The following is a 17,512-nucleotide window of genomic DNA, read 5'->3' on the forward strand; positions in this document are numbered from 1 at the left end:
GGTGAACAGCCGTGACTTTCCAAGCTCTTGCGCGTTTCAGCCGACCGCCTCACCGGTCACCGGTGTCACGGGCGCCACGTAAGCCACCGCGGCCACGCGGTCGGAGGGCTAGCCGCGCGGGTGCGGCCAGGCGTTGGGACGGCACGTCTTGCCGTCCGTGGTGAGGTACTTGGTCTGCTGCATCATCACCGGGGCGAGCTTGCCGTCACCCGGGCAGCCGACGTGGCCGTGGCCGAGCCGGTGGCCGACCTCGTGGTTGATGAGCATCTGCCGGTAGGCGTGCATCTGGCCGTCGCCGTAGGTCTCGGCGCCGCGGGCCCAGCGGTAGCCGTTGATCATGACGCGTTCGGTGGCCGCCGAGTCGCAGGACACCTTCTCCTGGCTGGTGTCCAGCCCCGACTTGGCACACCACACGTCGGTGGTGTGCGGGGAGGCCAGCGTGATGACGAAGTCGTGCTCGCCCGAGGAGACCCGCTCGAAGCTGCGCTCGCCGTCGTGGGCCCAGCTGCGCTTGTCGTTGAGCGTCTTCTGTACCGCCTCGGCGAACAGCTCACCGTCCAGGGGGAGGCCCTTTTCGATGTCCACGCGGTAGCGGATCGGCTTCCCCTTGGCCGGGCCGTCGTCGTGGCCGGGCACGGTGGTGAACTTCCCGGAACCCTTGAGGTCGTCCGCCAGCGGGTAGACGTGCGCCATCTTCGCGTTGTAGGAGCCGGGCTCGTGCCCCGGCGTGGGACGCGTCCCCCGGTCGGCCCGCTCCGCGTCGGCCCCGGTCGCGGGCGCGGCGGCGCGTTTGCCGGTGCTCAGCCCGCGGTCCGACCGGCCGGCGCCGTGCTTCCCGTCCGCGACCTGCGCGGCGACGACGACGGCCAGGACGGTGGTGATGGCCGCGGCGGCGATACCGGTGTACGTGCGGGCCCGGCTGCCGTGCCGCTGCCCACGCGCCCCGCCGGCGGCGCGGCGGCCCGGCGGCTCGGACTCCCCGGCACCGCCGCGCCGCCGTCCGGGCGGGCCGGCCTCACCGGCGGAACCGGGCGCGGGGACGGTGCCCGGAGCGTCCGCCGGCTGCGCCGGTGCGGTGCCGCCGGGTGCGGAGGCGTCCTGTTCGAAGGCGTCGAGGTACTCCTGGCGGGGGCCCGCCGTGCGGCTGCGCCGGCCGGGGATGTGGGGGTGAGTGGGGACCTGCGGCGGGGCGTAGCCGTAGCCGGCGCCGGGCGGCCGGCCGCCCGGCTCGCCGAGCTGCGGGTGCCCGCCGCGGGCGGGTTCGTCCACCTGACCGGGAGCGCCGTGCGCGGGGGTGCCGTGCGCGGGAACGCCGTGTGCCGGGATGCCGTGCGCCGGGGTGCCGTACGGGCCGGGTGCGGCGCCGCCGGGGCCCGGCTGCCCCGGTGCGGGACGGGCCGGGGCGTGCTGGGGCGGCACACCGTGCTCCCACGCACCGGTCACGCCCTGCTGCCCCTGCGGGTCCGCGGGGCGGGGGCGGGCTTGGGCGGGCTGGTCGGCGTGCGGGGAGGGCTTCGGTATTCCGGAGCGCTCCTGGCCGCGTGTACCGGCCTTGCCCTTACGGCTGTGGCGTCCCACTGATCACCTTTCGGAGTTGCCGGGGCCCTGTTCTTCGGCGCCGGCGGAGGGGCTGTCGGAATGCCGGATCGCCCTGGCTGCGTCACCGATCAGGTCGCGGACGCCCCCCGCGACGATCTCGGGGTACTCCATCATGGCGACGTGACCGGCGTCCGGGAGGGCCAGCAGCCTGGAGTCACGGAACGCGGCGGAGGCGCGCCGGGCCATCCGGAAGGCGACCAGCTGGTCGCGCCCTCCGTATATCAGCAGCGTGGGCGCCAGCACCCGCTCGGCCTGTCGCCACAGTGCGTGCTGGCCACCCAGGGTATAGGCGTCCACGAGGCCGCGGGTCGAGCGGACCATGGCATCCCAGAAGTAGGGGAGCCGCAGCCGCCGGGCGTACTCCTCGGCGGCTTCGGCGAAGTCCTGCGGGGCCACCCGCGTGGGATCGCCGTAGCACAGCCCCAGGACGCCGCCGGTGCGCTGTTCGGGCGTCCAGTCGCGGGTGAGCCAGCAGAAGAGGGAGGCGACGCCGGGGACGGCCAGCAGGGCGGTCGGCCAGGCGGTGCGCTGCGGCGGGATCTCCGGCAGCGCGGGCGAGATCAGCGTGAGGGTCCGTACGAGGTCGGGCCGTACGGCGGCCACGCGGGTGGCGACGGCGCCGCCCAGGGAGTTGCCGAGCAGATGCACCGGGCCGCGGCGGGCGGCGTCCAGGTAGGCGATGACGGCGCGGGCGTGCCCGGAGACGGAGTAGTCGCCGCTGTCCGGCGGCGGGGAGTCGCCGAACCCGGGCAGGTCGATCGCCTCGCCGTCCACGTCCCCGGCCAGCTCGCGCAGGAGAGCCGACCAGTTGAGGGAGGATCCGCCGAGGCCGTGCACGCACAGGGCGGGGGTCCGCTCGCCGGCGGCGTCCCGGCGCAGCCCCCGTACCGCCACCGTCATCCCCGGGAGGGTGACCGCGTGGAGCGTCTCCCCCTCGCCGACGCGGGACCGCGGCGGGCTCGCGGGGAACGCCGCGGCGGAGGCCGCCCCGGAACGGGTTCCCGGCTGCTCGGTGGAGGACATGGGGCAATGTTACGAGACGATCACACGCTCCCTCACGTGTTCACCGTCACGTGGGAAGCACACTGGGGTACAGGAGGTTCTCCCGGGCTCACACAGGGCGCGCACATCACCGGTGTGCATGCGGCGTGCGACCCGGGTGACCCGCCCGTAGTCTCGATGAGGAGGGCCCGCCCGACGGGCCCCGCCTGGAAAGGGGAGCCGGCATGCCTGTCGACCCGACCGACCCGGAGACCTTCGAGGACGCGTACGACGCGTACGAGGAGGAGCCCCCGGGGACGGAGAGTCCGGAGGCCGCGGAGGCCGATGCCGCGGAACAGCAGGCCGATCTGCTGCACCAGCGCGACGAGCCGCTCATCTCGGGCGGCTTCAGGGAGGTCGATCCGGCCGACGCCGCCGAGCAGGCACGCGTGGTGGAGCTGAATGAGGACGAGTACCGATAAAGCACCCACCAGGCCCGGTCGGCGGGAGAAATTCCGGGGCCCGCGAAGCTCACACTCCCGTTACCGAAAAGTACGATGGCGGCGCAGCGCAGCTCGCGCTCAGGAACATTCAGGGAGGCGGCGTGACAGCCATCGAGCAGACCGAAGCGCGCCCGCGTGGCACGCGTCTGCCCCGCCGGGCCCGACGTAACCAATTGCTGGGCGCAGCTCAGGAGGTCTTCGTCGCGCAGGGCTACCACGCAGCGGCGATGGACGACATCGCCGACCGTGCCGGTGTCAGCAAACCGGTGCTCTACCAGCACTTTCCGGGGAAGCTGGAGCTGTACCTCGCGCTTCTCGACCAGCACTGCGACGCACTGCTCCAGGCGGTGCGGGCGGCGCTGGAGTCCACCACGGACAACAAGCAGCGGGTGGCGGCCACCATGGACGCCTACTTCGGCTTCGTGGAGGACGAGGGCGGCGCGTTCAGACTGGTGTTCGAGTCGGATCTGACGAACGAGCCCGCGGTGCGCGAGCGCGTGGACAAGGTGAGCCTGGACTGCGCCGAGGCGGTCAGCGAGGTCATCGCCGAGGACACCAAGCTCCCCCAGGAGCAGTCCATGCTGCTCGCGGTGGGCCTGTGCGGTATGGCACAGATCACCGCGCGTTACTGGCTGGGCGCCGGCCAGAAGATCCCGCGGGACGCCGCCGCCAAGTTGATCTCCTCGCTCTCCTGGCGCGGAATCGCCGGGTTCCCGATGCAGTAGGCCGGGGGCCCGCCCGCCGGGGAGGCACTCTCCCGCAGCTCACGGGGGCGCGGTTGTTCGCTGCAGGCGTGCGACCGCGCCCCCTCGCCGTGCCCGCCGAGGGCTAGGGTTGCTCCCGTACGGCGCGGCTGACCGCGCACCGCGCCCCGGGCATCCGCACGGGGATACCAGGACCGTCGGAGGGACATAGCCGTGGAGGTCAAGATCGGCGTGCAGCACGCGCCTCGCGAGATCGTCATGGAGAGCAAGCAGACTCCTGACGAGGTCGAGAGCACGGTGGCCGCGGCACTGGAGAAGGGCTCCGGGCTGCTCAGCCTCGCGGACGAGCACGGCCGGAAGATCCTGGTGCCGGCGGACCGCATCGCCTACATCGAGATCGGGGAGCCGTCGGGCCGCAAGGTGGGCTTCGGGGCCATCTGAACCGGCCCGCGACCCCGAGCGCGTACGGGCACGTGGAGGTGCCCGCACGGCCGCGCACGGCGCACGGGCAGGCGCACGGGCCGCCCCCCGCTGTGACAGGGAACGGCGCCCGCGGGATTGATCCCGCGGGCGCCGTTTCGACGTCCCTGCCCAGGGGGAGGACGGGAACGACCGCGACAGCGATCACGTCACCGTCCATCCCGGGGAGGTCTCATGATCTGGGAGGCACTCGGCTCCGCAGCCATCGGACTCGCGCTCGCGCTCGCCGCGACCAGGCGGTTCCCCGAGCGGCTTCCCGACCGGCGACTCGTCCTGGCCACGGGTCCGGTCGCCGCTCTCGTGGGCGGGCTGATCACCCGGATCGTGCTCGGCTCCGGCCATCTGCCCGTGGCGCTCTGCGTCGCGCTGGGCGTCAGCACGGCCCTGCTCTCACTGCTGCTGCGGGACGCCCCGGAGCGCAGGCAGTGGCGCAGGGACACGCTGCGCACCACCCCCGCCCCGCGAAGCGCTCCCTTCGCACCCGAGGCAGGACTCAGGCGGCAAGCCCCAGCGCGGCCATCCGCTTCGTATGGGCCTCGGTGATCCGCGAGAACATCTTGCCGACCTCCGCGAGGTCGAAGCCGTCCGCCACCCCGCCGACCAGCATCGTGGACAGCGCGTCCCGCTCCGCCACCACCCGCTGGGCCTGGGAGAGCGCCTCCCCCATCAGCCGCCGCGCCCACAGGGCCAGCCGCCCGCCCACCCGCGGATCGGCCTCGATGGCGGCCCGCACCTTCTCCACCGCGAAGCTGGAGTGCCCGGTGTCGGCCAGCACGCTCAGCACCAGATCACGGGTGTCGGTGTCCAGCCGGGTGGCCACCTCACGGTAGAAGTCGGAGGCGATCGAATCCCCGACGTACGCCTTGATCAGGCCCTCCAGCCAGTCGGAGGGGGCCGTCAGCCGGTGGAACTCGTCCAGCGGTGCGGCGAACGGCTCCATCGCGGCCGTGGGGTCCTCGTCGATCCGGGCCAGCCGCTGCCGCAGCTTCTCGAAGTGGCCGAACTCGGCCGATGCCATCGAGGCCAGCTCGGCCTTGTCCGCGAGGGAGGGCGCCAGTTTGGCGTCCTCGGCGAGCCGCTCGAAGGCCGCCAGCTCGCCGTAGGCCAGCGCCCCCAGCAGGTCCACGACCGCGGCCCGGTACGTGGGCTCGGCGGCGGCCTGCTCCCAGTTCTGGGTGGCGATCGAGGTGGCGGGGGGCTGCTCGGAACCGTCGGCGGTCTTCTCAGGCGTCTCCATACCCGGCACGATAGCCCGCAACCGCAGGTCGCAAAGCCCCCCGCCCGGTCCCGCAGACCGCCCCGGCAACCCCACTCAGCTCGTACACAACGCTCGCCCCGGTACAGGTGCGCGGTTTCGCGGTACAGTGATAAGGGTCCACTGGATGAGGTGGACTCACTGCATGCATGAAATGCGGATGCCCGGTCGGTGGCCCGATCGGCTCCGACCTGACAGCCCTCCGCCGGCCCGTGCTCCCCGCGCGGACCGCGCTGAGAGGGACCGCTCGCGCAAGTGAGGCGCTTGAGCGGGAGCCAGTGGTCCCGCGCCACCGGGCGGGCCGATGCCACGGCCGCCTGGCGCGGTAGATCCTCTCCTCGCTCCGCTGGACCGTCCCGACACCGGGCCGGCCGGACGCCGTAGCCGCACTCGTGCGTCACACAGAAGAGGCAAGCACCCTGTCCACCACGTTCAGAGATCTGGGGATCCTCCCCGAGACAGCCGAGGCCCTCGAAGCCGTCGGCATCACGTCCCCGTTCCCGATCCAGGAGATGACGCTCCCGGTCGCCCTGGCCGGCACCGATGTCATCGGCCAGGCCAAGACCGGTACCGGCAAGACGCTGGGCTTCGGCCTGCCGCTGCTGGACTCCGTGACCGTCCCCGCCGACGTCGAGCTGGGCCGGGCCACTCCCGAACAGCTGTCCGACGCCCCGCAGGCCCTGGTCGTCGTCCCGACCCGTGAGCTGTGCCAGCAGGTGACCAACGACCTGCTCACCGCCGGCAAGGTCCGCAATGTGCGGGTCCTGTCGATCTACGGCGGCCGTGCGTACGAGCCGCAGGTCGAGGCGCTCAACAAGGGCGTCGACGTGGTCGTCGGCACGCCCGGCCGGCTGCTGGACCTGGCGGGCCAGAAGAAGCTGCGGCTCTCCCAGATCCGCACCCTCGTCCTCGACGAGGCCGACGAGATGCTCGACCTGGGCTTCCTGCCGGACGTCGAGAAGATCATCGAGATGCTGCCGACCCGGCGGCAGACGATGCTCTTCTCCGCGACCATGCCCGGCCAGGTCATCTCCCTGGCCCGCCGCTACATGAGCCAGCCCACGCACATCCGTGCCACCGCGCCGGACGACGAGGGCCAGACGGTGGCGAACACCACACAGCACGTCTTCCGTGCCCACTCCCTCGACAAGCCGGAGATGGTCGCGCGGATCCTCCAGGCCGAGGGCCGGGGACTCGCGATGATCTTCTGCCGTACGAAGCGCACGGCGGCGGACGTCGCCGAGCAGCTGACGCGGCGCGGCTTCGCCGCCGGCGCCGTCCACGGCGACCTCGGCCAGGGGGCGCGCGAGCAGGCGCTGCGCGCCTTCCGGAACGGCAAGGTCGATGTGCTGGTGTGCACGGACGTCGCCGCGCGCGGCATCGACGTCGACAACGTCACCCACGTGATCAACTACCAGACGCCGGAGGACGAGAAGACCTACCTCCACCGCATCGGCCGCACCGGCCGCGCGGGCGCCTCCGGTACCGCCGTCACGCTGGTCGACTGGGACGACATCCCGCGCTGGCAGCTGATCAACAAGGCGCTGGAGCTGGACTTCAACGACCCCGAGGAGACCTACTCCACCTCGCCGCACCTCTACGAGGCGCTGAAGATCCCCAAGGAGGCCAAGGGCATCCTGCCGCGTGCCGAGCGCACCCGGGCGGGGCTCGCCGCCGAGGAGATCGAGGACCTGGGCGAGACGGGTGGCCGCTCCCGCGGCCGGTCCGGCCGCTCCGAGGCGCCCGCCGAGCGCACCCGCCCGGCGCGCAAGCCGCGCCAGCGGCGGCGCACTCGCGGCGCCCTGCGCCCCGAGGGCACCGAGGAGGCCCGGACCGACGGCGGCACGGCCGCCGAGGCCGTCGCCACCGCCGAGGGCGCCCAGGGCGGCGAAGCGGCAGGCGAGGGCACGGCGCCCCGCAAGCCCCGCCGCCGGCGCACCCGCACCCGGGCCGGCGCCACCGCCTCCGGCGCGGCTGCCTCCGGTTCCGCCGAGGCGCCCGCCACCAAGCAGGCGGAGGGCGGCACCGACGGCGAGGGCGCCCGCAAGCCCCGCCGCCGCACCCGCACCCGCCGGACGGCCACCACCGCGGAGCAGCCCTCCACGGAGAGCTGACCCCACCACGCAAGCGAACGGCCGGTGACCCTGTGCAGGGTCACCGGCCGTTCGCGTACCCGGCCCGGGGTGGGGGCCGCCCCGGCACGGGGCCGTCCCGCGGGGTGGTGCCGGCGCCCGGCACGGAGACTGTCTTGCCGGACGCCACCGCCCCGGCACGGCCACCGCCCCGGTACAGGGGTCGCCTCACCGAGCGCCACCGATCCCCGGCACGGAGACCGCCCGCCGGACGCCGCTGGCCCCCGGGGCGGGGACCGCCCCCTGCCGGACGCCACCGCTCAAGCACGAGAGCCGCCCCCGCACGAAGACCGCCCCGCTGAGTGCCGTCGGTCCCCGGCACGGGAAGTGGCTTGCCCGACGCCATCACCCCCGGCACACGGGCCAGCCGGACGCCGCCGGGCCCGGCAAGGGGAATCCCGGCAAGGGGCAGCCGCCCCACCGGATGCCACTCCCCCAGCACGACGGGGACCGCCCGGCAGGGGAGGCGCCCCGGGGCGGCTCTGCGGTGAGGGGCGGCGGTTCTCCTGCGGAGGGGGCGGCGCGGGCTTTCCAACGGTGTGGCGGCGGACAGGGTTCCGGGGGTGAGGGCGGGTCCGGCGGGGCGTGGCGGGGCGGGTAGCTTCCTCGCATGAGCAAGCCGCCGTTCCTCACGCTGCCCGACGGCGTACGGGCCCACCGTCTGGTCACCTCACGCGGTCGGTTCGCGGTGCACGACACCGGAGGCGGGGCCGCGGGGACGGCCCTGCTGCTGCCGGGGTTCACCGGCAGCAAGGAGGACTTCATCGGACTGCTGGCACCACTGGCCGCGGCGGGGCTGCGGGTGGTCGCGGTGGACGGCCGGGGCCAGTTCGAGACGGGGGGACCGCGCGAGGAGAGCGCCTACCACCTCACGGAGCTGGCCCGGGACGTGCACGCGGTGGCCGCGGCGCTGGACGCCGGGGCCGGCACACCGGGCGGTGTCCACCTGCTGGGGCACTCGCTGGGCGGGCTCGTCGCCCGTACCGCCGTGCTGCAGGACGCGGCGCCGTTCGCCTCGCTGACGCTGATGAGCAGCGGCCCCGGCGCCGTCTCCGACTCCCAGCAGGAACGGGTGCGGCTGCTGCTCGGGGCGATGGAGACGATGAGCCTGGCCGCCATCTGGGAGGTCATGCAGCAGCTGGACCAGTCGGTGGGCTCCGCGGGGCAGGCGCCCTACTCGCCGCAGGAGGCGGCGGAGACCTCCGCGGCGATGGAGGAGTTCCTGCGCCGCCGCTGGCTGAGCAATGTGCCCGAGCAGCTCACGGTCACGGGGCGGCATCTGCTGAGCGAACCGGACCGGGTGGCCGAGCTGGCCGCGCTGCCGCTGCCGTTCCATGTGGTCTCCGGGTCCGAGGACGACGCCTGGCCGGTGCCCTGGCTGGACGCGATGGCCCGGCGGCTGGGGGCGCGGCGGACGGTGGTGCCGGGCACGGGCCACTCCCCCAACGCCGAGCGCCCCGGGGCGACGGCCGAGGCCCTCGCCGCTTTCTGGCTCAGCCTTTGCCCTGGATGAACTGGGTGATGCCGCCCGCTATCTGCTGGACGGCGATGGCGGACAGCAGCATCCCCGACAGCCTGGTCACCAGGACGACTCCGCCGTCCTTGATCACGCGGATGATCAGCAGCGAATAGCGCATCACCAGCCAGAGCACCAGGTGCATGGCGACGATGGCGCTCCAGACCGCCGCCTGCCCGCCGAGACCGTCCGCGTGCTGCACGGCCAGGATGACGGAGACGATGGCGCCCGGCCCGGCCAGCAGGGGCATGCCCAGCGGGACGAGGGCGACGTTGACGTCCTTGGTCTGGGTCGGCTCGTCGGACTTCCCGGTGAGCAGGTCGAGCGCCACCAGCAGGAGCAGCAGTCCGCCGGCGACCATCAGCGCGGGGATGGAGACGTGGACGTAGTCGAGGATCTGCTTGCCGCAGATGCCGAACAGAGTGATCACCCCGAACGCGACCGCCGCGGCCTGCCAGGCCATCCGGCGCTGCACCTTCACCGGCCGGCCGGAGGTGAGGCCCAGGAAGATCGGCGTGATGCCGGGCGGGTCCATGATGACGAACAGGGTGAGGAAGACGGAGCCGAAGAGAGCGAAGTCGAACACGGTGGTGCCTGTGCCTTGCTGGTGCTGGATGGATTTCGGACGTGCCGCCGGGCGGCTGGTTCGGGACCCGGGGGCCGGGTCGTGGAGGGGTTCGGGGGCCGGGCTCGTGAGGCGGGCTCGCCGGGACGGGTGGGGACAAGTCCTCATTCGTCCGGGGCACGGCGGCCCCGGACGGGGCACGGCCGCCCCGCTCGCCGCGTGGTGAGCCCGCGCGGGGCTTGAGGACGGGCCGCGCCGCACGCCGGCGGGTCACGGGGCCGGGCGGCTGCCGGTGGGGCGGCCGGGGCGGGATGCCGGACCGCGGGCGGGGCCTGGCCGCCGGGCTCGGCGTCTCGGCCCGGGTGCGGGACGGCGCGCGTGGCCGGGGCGCGGACGGGTCAGGCCAGCCGCGGGCGGCCGGGGCCGTTCGCCCGGAGCGCGCCCCAGGGGGCCGCAGGTGCCGGTGGGGCGGGGTGCGGCGCCGGGTCAGCCCGTGACGGGGCGGGCGCCTGAGCCGCGTGCGGCGATCTCGGCGTAGACGTCGGGCGCCGTGGTGTGGTCACCGAGGGCGACGGTCTTGCGGGTGCCGTGGTAGTCGCTGGAGCCGGTGGCCAGCAGGCCGAGGTCGGCGGCCAGTCCGTGCAGCCGCTCGCGGGTGGCGGGGTCGTGGTCGGCGTGGTCGGCCTCGACGCCGTCGAGCCCGGCGGCGGCCAGCTCGGCGATGGTGTTCTCGGAGACGCAGCGACCGCGCTTGACGGCGAGCGGGTGTGCGAAGACGGCGACACCGCCCGCGCCCTTGATCAGCCGCAGCGCGTCGAAGGGGTCCAGCTCGTGCTTGCCGACGTAGGCGCGTCCGTCGTTGGCGATCCACTCGGGGGTGAAGGCGTCGGAGACCGTCTCGATCACCCCGCTCTCGACCATGGCCGCGGCGATGTGCGGGCGGCCCACGACACCGTCCCCGGCGATCCGCGCCACCTGCTCCCAGCTGACGGGGACGCCCAGCTCGCGGAGTCTGGTCACGATGGCGCGGGCGCGGGGCACCCGGTCGTCGCGGACCAGTTCGCGTTCGCGGGCGAGTTCGGGCTCGTCCGGGTCGAACAGGTAGGCGAGCATGTGGAGGCTGGTGTCGCCCAGCCGGCAGGAGAGTTCGGCGCCGGTGACGAGGGTCAGCCCGGCGGGCAGCGCGGCGAGGGCTTCCGGGTGTCCGGCCACGGTGTCGTGATCGGTGAGCGCCACCACGTCCAGACCGGCCGCCGCGGCGTTGCGTACGAGCTGGGCCGGGGTGTCGGTGCCGTCGGAGGCGGTGGAGTGGGTGTGCAGGTCGATGCGCACGTCGACGGGCTCCGGGAGGTGGACGGCGGGGGTGTGGCGGGCTCATGGCGAGCGCCGTCCAGGATAGCCGTACCGTCCGATGATCCTTCCCCGGCCGAGGCCCCCCGCCCCGGCGGCAGCAGACGGCCGGACGAGCAGGTACGGCACCCGGCGGACAGGCGCACGGCGCACCAGGCGGGCAGACGCACGGCAACCCGGCGGGCAGGTGAACGGCACACCCGGCGGGCCGGTGCGCGCCGCCACCGGCTACCGGTATCCCGGTGGCGGCGCGCGGCGGTCAGGAGATCAGCCGGGGCGAGAGGGCGCCGCAGGGCACCAGGTCGATCTCGGCGCCGGCGTCGCGCAGATCGGTCAGCACCAGTTCGTCGTGGAGGAGCAGTCCGGATTCCTGGGGCCAGGCGATCGCCCACAGCCACAGTCCGCACGCCTCGCCCGCGAAGACGGCGCGGTCCTCGGGGGCGTCCTCGACCTGCCAGAGCGGGGTGGGGTGGCCGGCGGCGAGGATCTTGGCCTGTGGTGGTCTGTCCGCGCGGACGGCGGGTCCGGGGTCGGGGCCGGCGATACCGGCGTAGCGGGCGCCGAGTCCGACGCCGAGTTCCTCGGCGATCAGCAGGAGTTCACCGGGGCCGCCGAGCGGCGCGGGACCGGAGCAGGCGACGGCGGTGGCCCGGCCGCCGCTGCGGTCGTCGCCCGCGCAGGCCACGCCGGTGAACAGCCAGCCCACGGGGAGCGGCCACGGCATCCACACGGGCACCCGGGCGCGGCCCACGACGACGGCCAGGGCGTCGACACTGGGCGGGAGGACCGGCTGGAGCGGGTGCACGGCACCGTGCTCACCGCACTGCCAGGTGTCGGCGAAGAGACCGGGCGCCCGGACCCGGCTACCGCACTTCGGGCAACTGGGTTCGCCCCTCATGGGCCCTAACGCTCCTACCGGGTCGGCGTCCCGTCAAGGACGGTCCCCCAGTCGAATCCAAGGCCCTGACGCCACTCTGTGTGAGGTTCCCAGGTAGCGAGGTGACTATCGGCTGATCATATAGCTGTGGGTTGCACTAATTAGCCTCTCTAACTTATTGTCTGCATACACCAATCAATTCCACAGCGCGCAGACAACCCGGTTAGGAGCCGCAGGCATGAGTGGTGATCCGTTCGACGAGGGCGGCGGCAGCATCCTCCGCCAGCCCAAGGCCGTCTGGGCCACGGCGGGCGCCTCCGTCGTCGCCTTCATGGGCATCGGCCTGGTCGACCCGATCCTCCCCTCGATCGCGAAGGGGCTGCGGGCCACCCCGAGCCAGGTCTCCCTGCTGTTCACCTCCTACTTCCTGATCACCGCCGTGGCCATGCTCGTCACCGGCTTCGTCTCCAGCCGGATCGGCGGACGCAAGACGCTGCTGGCCGGCCTCGCCCTCGTGGTGGTCTTCGCCGCCCTCTCCGGCAGCTCCGACTCCGTCGGCCAGCTGGTCGGCTTCCGGGCGGGCTGGGGACTGGGCAACGCGCTGTTCGTCTCCACCGCGCTCGCGGTGATCGTCGGCGCCGCGGCGGGCGGCAGCGCGGCGGCCATCCTGCTGTACGAGTCGGCCCTCGGCCTCGGCATGGCCTGCGGACCGCTGCTGGGCGCTTTGCTCGGAGACGCCAGCTGGCGGTTCCCCTTCTTCGGCACCGCCGCCTTGATGGCCATCGGCTTCCTGGCCATCACCGCGTTCCTCAAGGAGCAGCCCAAGCCGGCGCGGAAGACCTCGCTGCTCGACCCGGTCAGGGCACTGGGACACGGCGGGCTCGCCTCGGCGGCCGTCTCGGCGTTCTTCTACAACTACGCCTTCTTCACCGTGCTGGCCTTCACGCCGTTCGTGCTGAACATGTCGCCCTACCGTTCCGGTGCCGTCTTCTTCGCCTGGGGCGTGCTGCTGGCCGTCTTCTCCGTGCTGATCGCGCCACGGCTCCAGGAACGTTTCGGCTCACTGCGGGTGCTGGGCGGCTCCCTGGTGCTGATGGCCGCCGACCTGCTGGTCCTGGGCTACGGCAACCACACGACGGCCGTCGTGTGCACGGTGCTGTCCGGTGCCTTCATCGGGCTCAACAACACCGTCTACACCGAACTGGCGCTGGGGGTCTCGGACGCGCCGCGGCCGGTGGCCAGCGCGGGCTACAACTTCGTGCGGTGGTTCGCCGCTGCGGCGGCGCCCTTCCTGGCGCCGAAGATCGAGGAGTGGACCGACATCCACATCCCGTTCGTGGTCGCGGCCTGCGCGGCGCTCGCCGGAGCCGCCGTCGTGGCCGCCCGCCGCAAGAGCCTCGTCATGGAGGCGGAGGAGCTGCGCGAGGAGCGGGCCGAGCCGGCGCCCGCGGGCTCGGCGACGGCGTAGCACCCGGGAGGTCCGCGCAGCACACCCTGTGGGGGTCAGTCCCCCAGGGGGACCGCGTTGCGCAGGGGGTCGCGCAGGTCCGTCTCGTGCCGCAGCCAGCGCTCGCGCAGCGCCTCCGCGCCGTGGACGCGCTTCCACGCCGCCTCGGCCGGCGTCATGGGCAGCAGCGGCAGGAAGCGGACCGGCTCGCGCGGCGGGTCGAGCGGCAGATCCTCCACCAGTCCGCCCGGCTCGGCCACCAGGACGGAGGTGAACGGCGCCCCGGGCCACAGCGGTTCGCCGGTGTCCAAGGAGGCGCCGGGAGCGACGACGACGCCCTCGACCTGCGGGGAGGCGGCGAGCACGGCGAGGGGGCGGAGCACCTTGTCGGTGTCGGCGAGGCCCGCCCGTACCGTCAGCAGCAGTTCGGCGCGCGGACCCCGTTCGGGGTCGGCCAGTGCCTGGGCCGGGTCGGTCATCGGTGCGGCGGACATACCGAGGGTGGCGTATCGCACAGTCCGGGCCTCGGCGTCCACGAAACGCAGTACCTCGATGCGTTCGGTCCCCAGGAAAGTGACCGAGGCGCGGGCGTCGGGCTCGCCGAAGGCCCAGCGCAGCCGGGCATCGACCAGGGTGAGGACGTCGTTCATCCGGCGAGCATAGTGCGCGGCCCGCACACCCGGACGGGCGGCTCCGCGGGGTGCCCGGGCGGTCCGGAGGGCGGGCGGCGGCACGCGGCAGGCACCCACAGTGCTAACGTGGGCTGCCGGTCAAGGCGTGTACACATCGTCCCCCACAGGGGCCCGGCCGGAGGAGGTGGGACTGACATGGATCCGAGTCGACCGTGCAGTACCAGCCGCTCTTCCGCCCCGGCAGCGATCGCGCCGTACCGGCCCTGATCCCCTCGCGGCCACGAGGCGTGCATCCCCAGAACTGAGGTTTCCGCTCCTTTCCGGGTACGCATGGCGGAAGAGCGCCCGCGTTCGCATTTTCGCTCAGTAACGCACTGTTTCCGTCTGTCAGCGAATGTCGTCGTCGTGGCCCGCGTGTGGTGCCCGCTTTGCGGACCTCCGGGCAGGTGTCCGTAGGCCCCCGTTCCGGGCAGTACACCATTCCGGCCACCGGTGCGACGGCATGGCACGGCACCGTGGAGGGCCTCATGTCGATGATCCGAGAGCTGCGCGCCGCTGTCCGTCCGGCACTGCGCAGGGACAACCGTTCCGGCTACGGCAGCGGCGGTTTCACCGGAGTGGACCGGGCGACCAGCAGCGCCGTGGTGGACTGCGCCGCCTACCTGGACGGCCGCCGGCACCCCGAACCGCTCTCCCCCGCCGACGCGCTGCGCACCGTGCGCTCGGCCGAGGGGCAGGAACGCGACGGCTTCGTGTGGATCGGACTGCACGAGCCGACCGAGGAGGAGTTCTCCGGGATCGCCCAGGAGTACGGGCTCCACCCGCTGGCCGTGGAGGACGCGGTGCACGCGCACCAGCGTCCGAAGCTGGAGCGGTACGACGAGAGCCTGTTCACCGTCTTCAAGACGATCCACTACGTCGAGCACGCCGAACTGACCGCAACCAGCGAGGTGGTGGAGACCGGCGAGGTGATGTGCTTCACCGGCCGGGACTACATCATCACCGTCCGGCACGGCGGGCAGGGCTCCCTGCGGGCGCTGCGCCACCGGCTGGAGGACGACCCCGAACTGCTGGGCAAGGGCCCCTCCGCCGTACTGCACGCGATCGCCGACCAGACCGTGGACGGCTACCTGGCGGTCGCCGACGCGGTGCAGGACGACATCGACGAGGTCGAGATCGAGGTCTTCTCCGACCGCACCGGCGGCAGCAAGCGCGGCGGCGGCGACGCCAGCCGCATCTACCAGCTCAAGCGCGAGGTACTGGAGTTCAAGCGGGCCGTCTCCCCGCTGATGCGGCCCATGCAGACCCTCAGCGAGCGGCCCGTGAGGCTGATCGACCCGGACATCCAGAAGTACTTCCGCGACGTGGCCGACCACCTCACCCGCGTCAACGAGCAGGTGCTCGGCTTCGACGACCTGCTCAACTCCATCCTCCAGGCCAACCTCGCGCAGGCGACCGTCGCCCAGAACGAGGACATGCGCAAGATCACCGCGTGGGCGGCCATCTTCGCCGTCCCCACGATGATCGCCGGCATCTACGGCATGAACTTCCAGTACATGCCCGAACTGCGCTGGAAGTACGGCTACCCGGCGGTGCTGCTGCTCATCCTCGTGATCTGTTACGGCATCCACCGCGGTTTCAAGCGCAACGGCTGGCTGTAGCCTGCGGCCATGACCGCGACGTCCCCGATCCCCGACCCCTCCCACCCGGCCGGCAGCCACCTCGACCGCGCGCTGATCGAGGAGACGGCCAAGAAGTCCGGCCTGCTGTGGGTGCGCGGCCCCCAGGGGCCCGCGCGCGGCCTGTGGCACGTGTGGTACGAGGGGGCGGTCTGCCTGGTGGGCGACGGTTCCCTGGAACAGCCGCTGACCGGCATGGGGCTGGCCGACGGCGCCACCGCGACGGTGACCGTGCGCGGCAAGGACAAGGGGGCCCGCCTCGTCGTGTGGCCGGCCCGGGTGCGGGAGCTGCCGGCGGGCGGCGAGGAATGGCAGGCCGCCGTCGAGGAACTCAAGGGCAAGCGGCTCAACGCCCCGGACGCGGACACCATGACCGACCGCTGGGCGCGGGAGAGCCGCGTCCTGCGCCTGGAGCCGGCGGGCGAACCGCTGGAGCGGCCCGGTGCGATGCCGCACGGCTCGCAGGCGGCGCCGCCGAGGGCCACCCCGGCCACCACCCGGCGCGACCGTCCGGCCGGGCTGCCCCGGCTGCTCTTCCGGCGCTCCCGGAAGCGGGGCACCTGCTCCGACGCCGGCTGACGGGAGGAGCGGCGGACGCCTCGGGCGCTCACGTGCGCCGGGCGTCGCTGATCGTCGCGTTCACCCGCGTCGGGCGCCGCCGGCTGCCCGGCGCTCCCCCGTGGCAGGCGTCGCGGCTCACTGCGCCACGTCGGACGGGCGCCGCCGACGGGCACCCGGGCCGGACAGGCGCCGCCCGCGGGCACCCACGGGCACCCGCGGAGAACCGGCCGGACCGGACGGCCCCGGCCGGTCGGAGGTCCCCCGCTGGGCAAGGGCCTCTGCTGGGCAGAGGGGCTCGGCTGGGCGAGGGCGCCCGGCCCGGCGGACGGTCGGCGCCCGGCCCGGCGGACGGTCGGTGCCCGGCCCGGCGGACGGTCTCGCGCCTGACCCGCCGCCGGGCCCGCAGGTCAGCCCGTATGCCCGCCCGAGGAGATGCTCTTGCCGTAGTCGACGGTCTCCTCCTGCTTGGGGGCGTGCAGGGTGAAGCCGTCGTTCCAGTCGCTCAGCCGCACCGTGCCGGCGCCGCCCGCGCGCTGGAGCCGCAGCGGATAGGGCTTGCCCTCCAGCGAGACGTCGACCGTGCCGCCGCGCCCGCCGCCCGCGGTGACCCGGATCGTGCTGGTGTCCCCCACCGAGCCGCGCTCCCCCGCCTCCCGCTTGCCCTCCATGGCCAGCAGCCCGTCCAGCAGGGCTTCCATGTCGGTGAAGACGCTCAACTGCTCGTAGGCGGGGTCGGCCGGCGGCACCTTGACGTACTTGTCCTTGAGTTTCTGCGCGGCGGACACATCGCTCTTGGACGGCTCCTCGCCGCCCTCGTGCTGTGCCCAGAAGTCGGTGCCCGCCTTGAGGTACAGATCGTGCTCCACCCGCAGCAGCTGGAAGGTGGAACCGCCCTTCGCGGACACCTCGCCGATGCCGCCGTCGCTCTTGAGCCGCATTTTGAGGCGGTAGGTCTGGCCCTTGCTGGTGACGCTGCCGTGCACCCGGACGGCCCTCGCGTCCCCGGCCGCCGCCTTGGCCTTCCGTTCGATCTTGGCGGCGGGCAGCTTGCCGACGCCGTTGGTGCCCACGTCCGGGTCCTCGCCGCCGCCACAGCCGCTCAGTGCGGTGATCGCCGAGGCGCTGACAAGAGCGAACAGCGCTGCACTCCGGGGTGCGCGGGCGCGTCCAGTCACGAGGGGCTCCTCCTGTGGTCGGCGGCAGGACGGCACCCTACCCGGACTGCGGGCCG

17 protein-coding genes are annotated in these 17,512 nt (G+C 73.5%); 9 read left to right on the forward strand and 8 right to left on the reverse strand.

Going from position 1 to position 17,512, the window contains the following annotated elements; genetic code table 11:
• Window positions 1-108: 108 nt before the first annotated feature.
• Both IO40_RS0128015 and IO40_RS0128020 read right to left on the reverse strand, forming a co-directional pair.
• Window positions 109-1,578: a DUF3152 domain-containing protein gene (locus IO40_RS0128015; RefSeq protein ID WP_031176359.1), complete on the reverse strand. Its 1,470-nt coding sequence runs from the start codon at window positions 1,576-1,578 to the stop codon at window positions 109-111.
• Between the two features lie 3 nt (window positions 1,579-1,581).
• A complete protein-coding gene (locus IO40_RS0128020; protein WP_031176360.1) occupies window positions 1,582-2,622 on the reverse strand; it encodes an alpha/beta fold hydrolase in 1,041 nt (346 codons plus the stop codon).
• A 203-nt stretch (window positions 2,623-2,825) separates the two neighbouring features.
• Between IO40_RS0128020 and IO40_RS0128025 the strand changes: the two genes are divergently transcribed.
• The 4 genes from IO40_RS0128025 (at window position 2,826) to IO40_RS34165 (ending at window position 4,810) form a co-directional block, all read left to right on the forward strand.
• Window positions 2,826-3,062 (forward strand): hypothetical protein, encoded by a 237-nt coding sequence (locus tag IO40_RS0128025; RefSeq protein ID WP_016469607.1) that lies wholly within the window; start codon window positions 2,826-2,828, stop codon window positions 3,060-3,062.
• Between the two features lie 122 nt (window positions 3,063-3,184).
• Window positions 3,185-3,808, forward strand: a complete 624-nt coding sequence (locus IO40_RS0128030; RefSeq protein ID WP_016469606.1) for a TetR/AcrR family transcriptional regulator — start codon at window positions 3,185-3,187, stop codon at window positions 3,806-3,808.
• A gap of 192 nt (window positions 3,809-4,000) precedes the next feature.
• Window positions 4,001-4,228, forward strand: coding sequence for a DUF3107 domain-containing protein (locus IO40_RS0128035; RefSeq protein WP_016469605.1), 228 nt, complete (start codon window positions 4,001-4,003; stop codon window positions 4,226-4,228).
• 213 nt (window positions 4,229-4,441) lie between these two features.
• Complete coding sequence (locus tag IO40_RS34165; protein WP_016469604.1) at window positions 4,442-4,810, forward strand: hypothetical protein; 369 nt, start codon at window positions 4,442-4,444, stop codon at window positions 4,808-4,810.
• Here IO40_RS34165 and IO40_RS0128045 read toward each other — a convergent pair.
• A complete protein-coding gene (locus IO40_RS0128045) occupies window positions 4,761-5,504 on the reverse strand; it encodes a ferritin-like fold-containing protein (protein WP_016469603.1) in 744 nt (247 codons plus the stop codon). The two genes, IO40_RS34165 and IO40_RS0128045, sit on opposite strands and share 50 nt — an antisense overlap.
• Before the next feature lie 410 nt (window positions 5,505-5,914).
• Between IO40_RS0128045 and IO40_RS0128050 the strand changes: the two genes are divergently transcribed.
• The gene (locus IO40_RS0128050) at window positions 5,915-7,636 is read left to right on the forward strand and encodes a DEAD/DEAH box helicase (protein ID WP_016469602.1); all 1,722 of its coding nucleotides are present in this window, start codon (window positions 5,915-5,917) and stop codon (window positions 7,634-7,636) included.
• A 628-nt stretch (window positions 7,637-8,264) separates the two neighbouring features.
• Entirely contained in the window at window positions 8,265-9,167 is a 903-nt protein-coding gene (locus IO40_RS0128055) for an alpha/beta fold hydrolase (protein ID WP_031176362.1), read from the forward strand.
• On the opposite strand, the gene IO40_RS0128060 is transcribed toward IO40_RS0128055, so the two are convergent.
• The 3 genes from IO40_RS0128060 to IO40_RS0128070 all read right to left on the reverse strand — a co-directional run bounded on the left by IO40_RS0128060 (window position 9,148) and on the right by IO40_RS0128070 (window position 11,983).
• On the reverse strand, window positions 9,148-9,756 hold the full coding sequence (locus IO40_RS0128060) for a MarC family protein (protein ID WP_031176363.1): 609 nt from the start codon (window positions 9,754-9,756) through the stop codon (window positions 9,148-9,150). The genes IO40_RS0128055 and IO40_RS0128060 overlap by 20 nt on opposite strands.
• Before the next feature lie 465 nt (window positions 9,757-10,221).
• The gene (locus tag IO40_RS0128065) at window positions 10,222-11,067 is read right to left on the reverse strand and encodes a PHP domain-containing protein (protein WP_031176364.1); all 846 of its coding nucleotides are present in this window, start codon (window positions 11,065-11,067) and stop codon (window positions 10,222-10,224) included.
• 277 nt (window positions 11,068-11,344) lie between these two features.
• Window positions 11,345-11,983 carry a DUF6758 family protein gene (locus IO40_RS0128070; RefSeq protein ID WP_016469598.1) on the reverse strand — a complete coding sequence of 213 codons (639 nt, stop codon included), beginning with the start codon at window positions 11,981-11,983 and terminating at the stop codon, window positions 11,345-11,347.
• A gap of 217 nt (window positions 11,984-12,200) precedes the next feature.
• Here IO40_RS0128070 and IO40_RS0128075 point away from each other — a divergent pair, with 217 nt between their 5' ends.
• Window positions 12,201-13,430, forward strand: a complete 1,230-nt coding sequence (locus IO40_RS0128075; RefSeq protein ID WP_016469597.1) for an MFS transporter — start codon at window positions 12,201-12,203, stop codon at window positions 13,428-13,430.
• Window positions 13,431-13,465: 35 nt separating this feature from the next.
• Here the strand turns inward: IO40_RS0128075 and IO40_RS0128080 are convergent, their stop codons facing one another.
• Complete coding sequence (locus IO40_RS0128080; protein WP_030408449.1) at window positions 13,466-14,059, reverse strand: suppressor of fused domain protein; 594 nt, start codon at window positions 14,057-14,059, stop codon at window positions 13,466-13,468.
• A 509-nt stretch (window positions 14,060-14,568) separates the two neighbouring features.
• Between IO40_RS0128080 and IO40_RS0128085 the strand changes: the two genes are divergently transcribed.
• The gene (locus IO40_RS0128085; RefSeq protein WP_016469595.1) at window positions 14,569-15,702 is read left to right on the forward strand and encodes a magnesium and cobalt transport protein CorA; all 1,134 of its coding nucleotides are present in this window, start codon (window positions 14,569-14,571) and stop codon (window positions 15,700-15,702) included.
• Window positions 15,703-15,711: 9 nt separating this feature from the next.
• Window positions 15,712-16,299, forward strand: coding sequence for a hypothetical protein (locus IO40_RS0128090; protein ID WP_016469594.1), 588 nt, complete (start codon window positions 15,712-15,714; stop codon window positions 16,297-16,299).
• Window positions 16,300-16,688: 389 nt separating this feature from the next.
• On the opposite strand, the gene IO40_RS0128095 is transcribed toward IO40_RS0128090, so the two are convergent.
• The gene (locus tag IO40_RS0128095) at window positions 16,689-17,456 is read right to left on the reverse strand and encodes a hypothetical protein (protein ID WP_016469593.1); all 768 of its coding nucleotides are present in this window, start codon (window positions 17,454-17,456) and stop codon (window positions 16,689-16,691) included.
• Between the last annotated feature and the right edge of the window lie 56 nt (window positions 17,457-17,512).

Source organism: Streptomyces albus subsp. albus (genome assembly GCF_000725885.1).
In the GTDB taxonomy this organism is placed as follows: Bacteria; Actinomycetota; Actinomycetes; order Streptomycetales; family Streptomycetaceae; genus Streptomyces; species Streptomyces albus.

Bases quoted from the DNA above. Each gene is read 5' to 3' on its own strand.
- IO40_RS0128020 (WP_031176360.1), bottom strand. From the start codon at position 2,622: ATGTCCTCCACCGAGCAGCCGGGAACCCGTTCCGGGGCGGCCTCCGCC.
- IO40_RS0128025 (WP_016469607.1), top strand. From the start codon at position 2,826: ATGCCTGTCGACCCGACCGACCCGGAGACCTTCGAGGACGCGTACGAC.
- IO40_RS34165 (WP_016469604.1), top strand. From the start codon at position 4,442: ATGATCTGGGAGGCACTCGGCTCCGCAGCCATCGGACTCGCGCTCGCG.
- IO40_RS0128045 (WP_016469603.1), bottom strand. From the start codon at position 5,504: ATGGAGACGCCTGAGAAGACCGCCGACGGTTCCGAGCAGCCCCCCGCC.
- IO40_RS0128055 (WP_031176362.1), top strand. From the start codon at position 8,265: ATGAGCAAGCCGCCGTTCCTCACGCTGCCCGACGGCGTACGGGCCCAC.
- IO40_RS0128070 (WP_016469598.1), bottom strand. From the start codon at position 11,983: ATGAGGGGCGAACCCAGTTGCCCGAAGTGCGGTAGCCGGGTCCGGGCG.
- IO40_RS0128075 (WP_016469597.1), top strand. From the start codon at position 12,201: ATGAGTGGTGATCCGTTCGACGAGGGCGGCGGCAGCATCCTCCGCCAG.
- IO40_RS0128080 (WP_030408449.1), bottom strand. From the start codon at position 14,059: ATGAACGACGTCCTCACCCTGGTCGATGCCCGGCTGCGCTGGGCCTTC.
- IO40_RS0128085 (WP_016469595.1), top strand. From the start codon at position 14,569: ATGTCGATGATCCGAGAGCTGCGCGCCGCTGTCCGTCCGGCACTGCGC.
- IO40_RS0128090 (WP_016469594.1), top strand. From the start codon at position 15,712: ATGACCGCGACGTCCCCGATCCCCGACCCCTCCCACCCGGCCGGCAGC.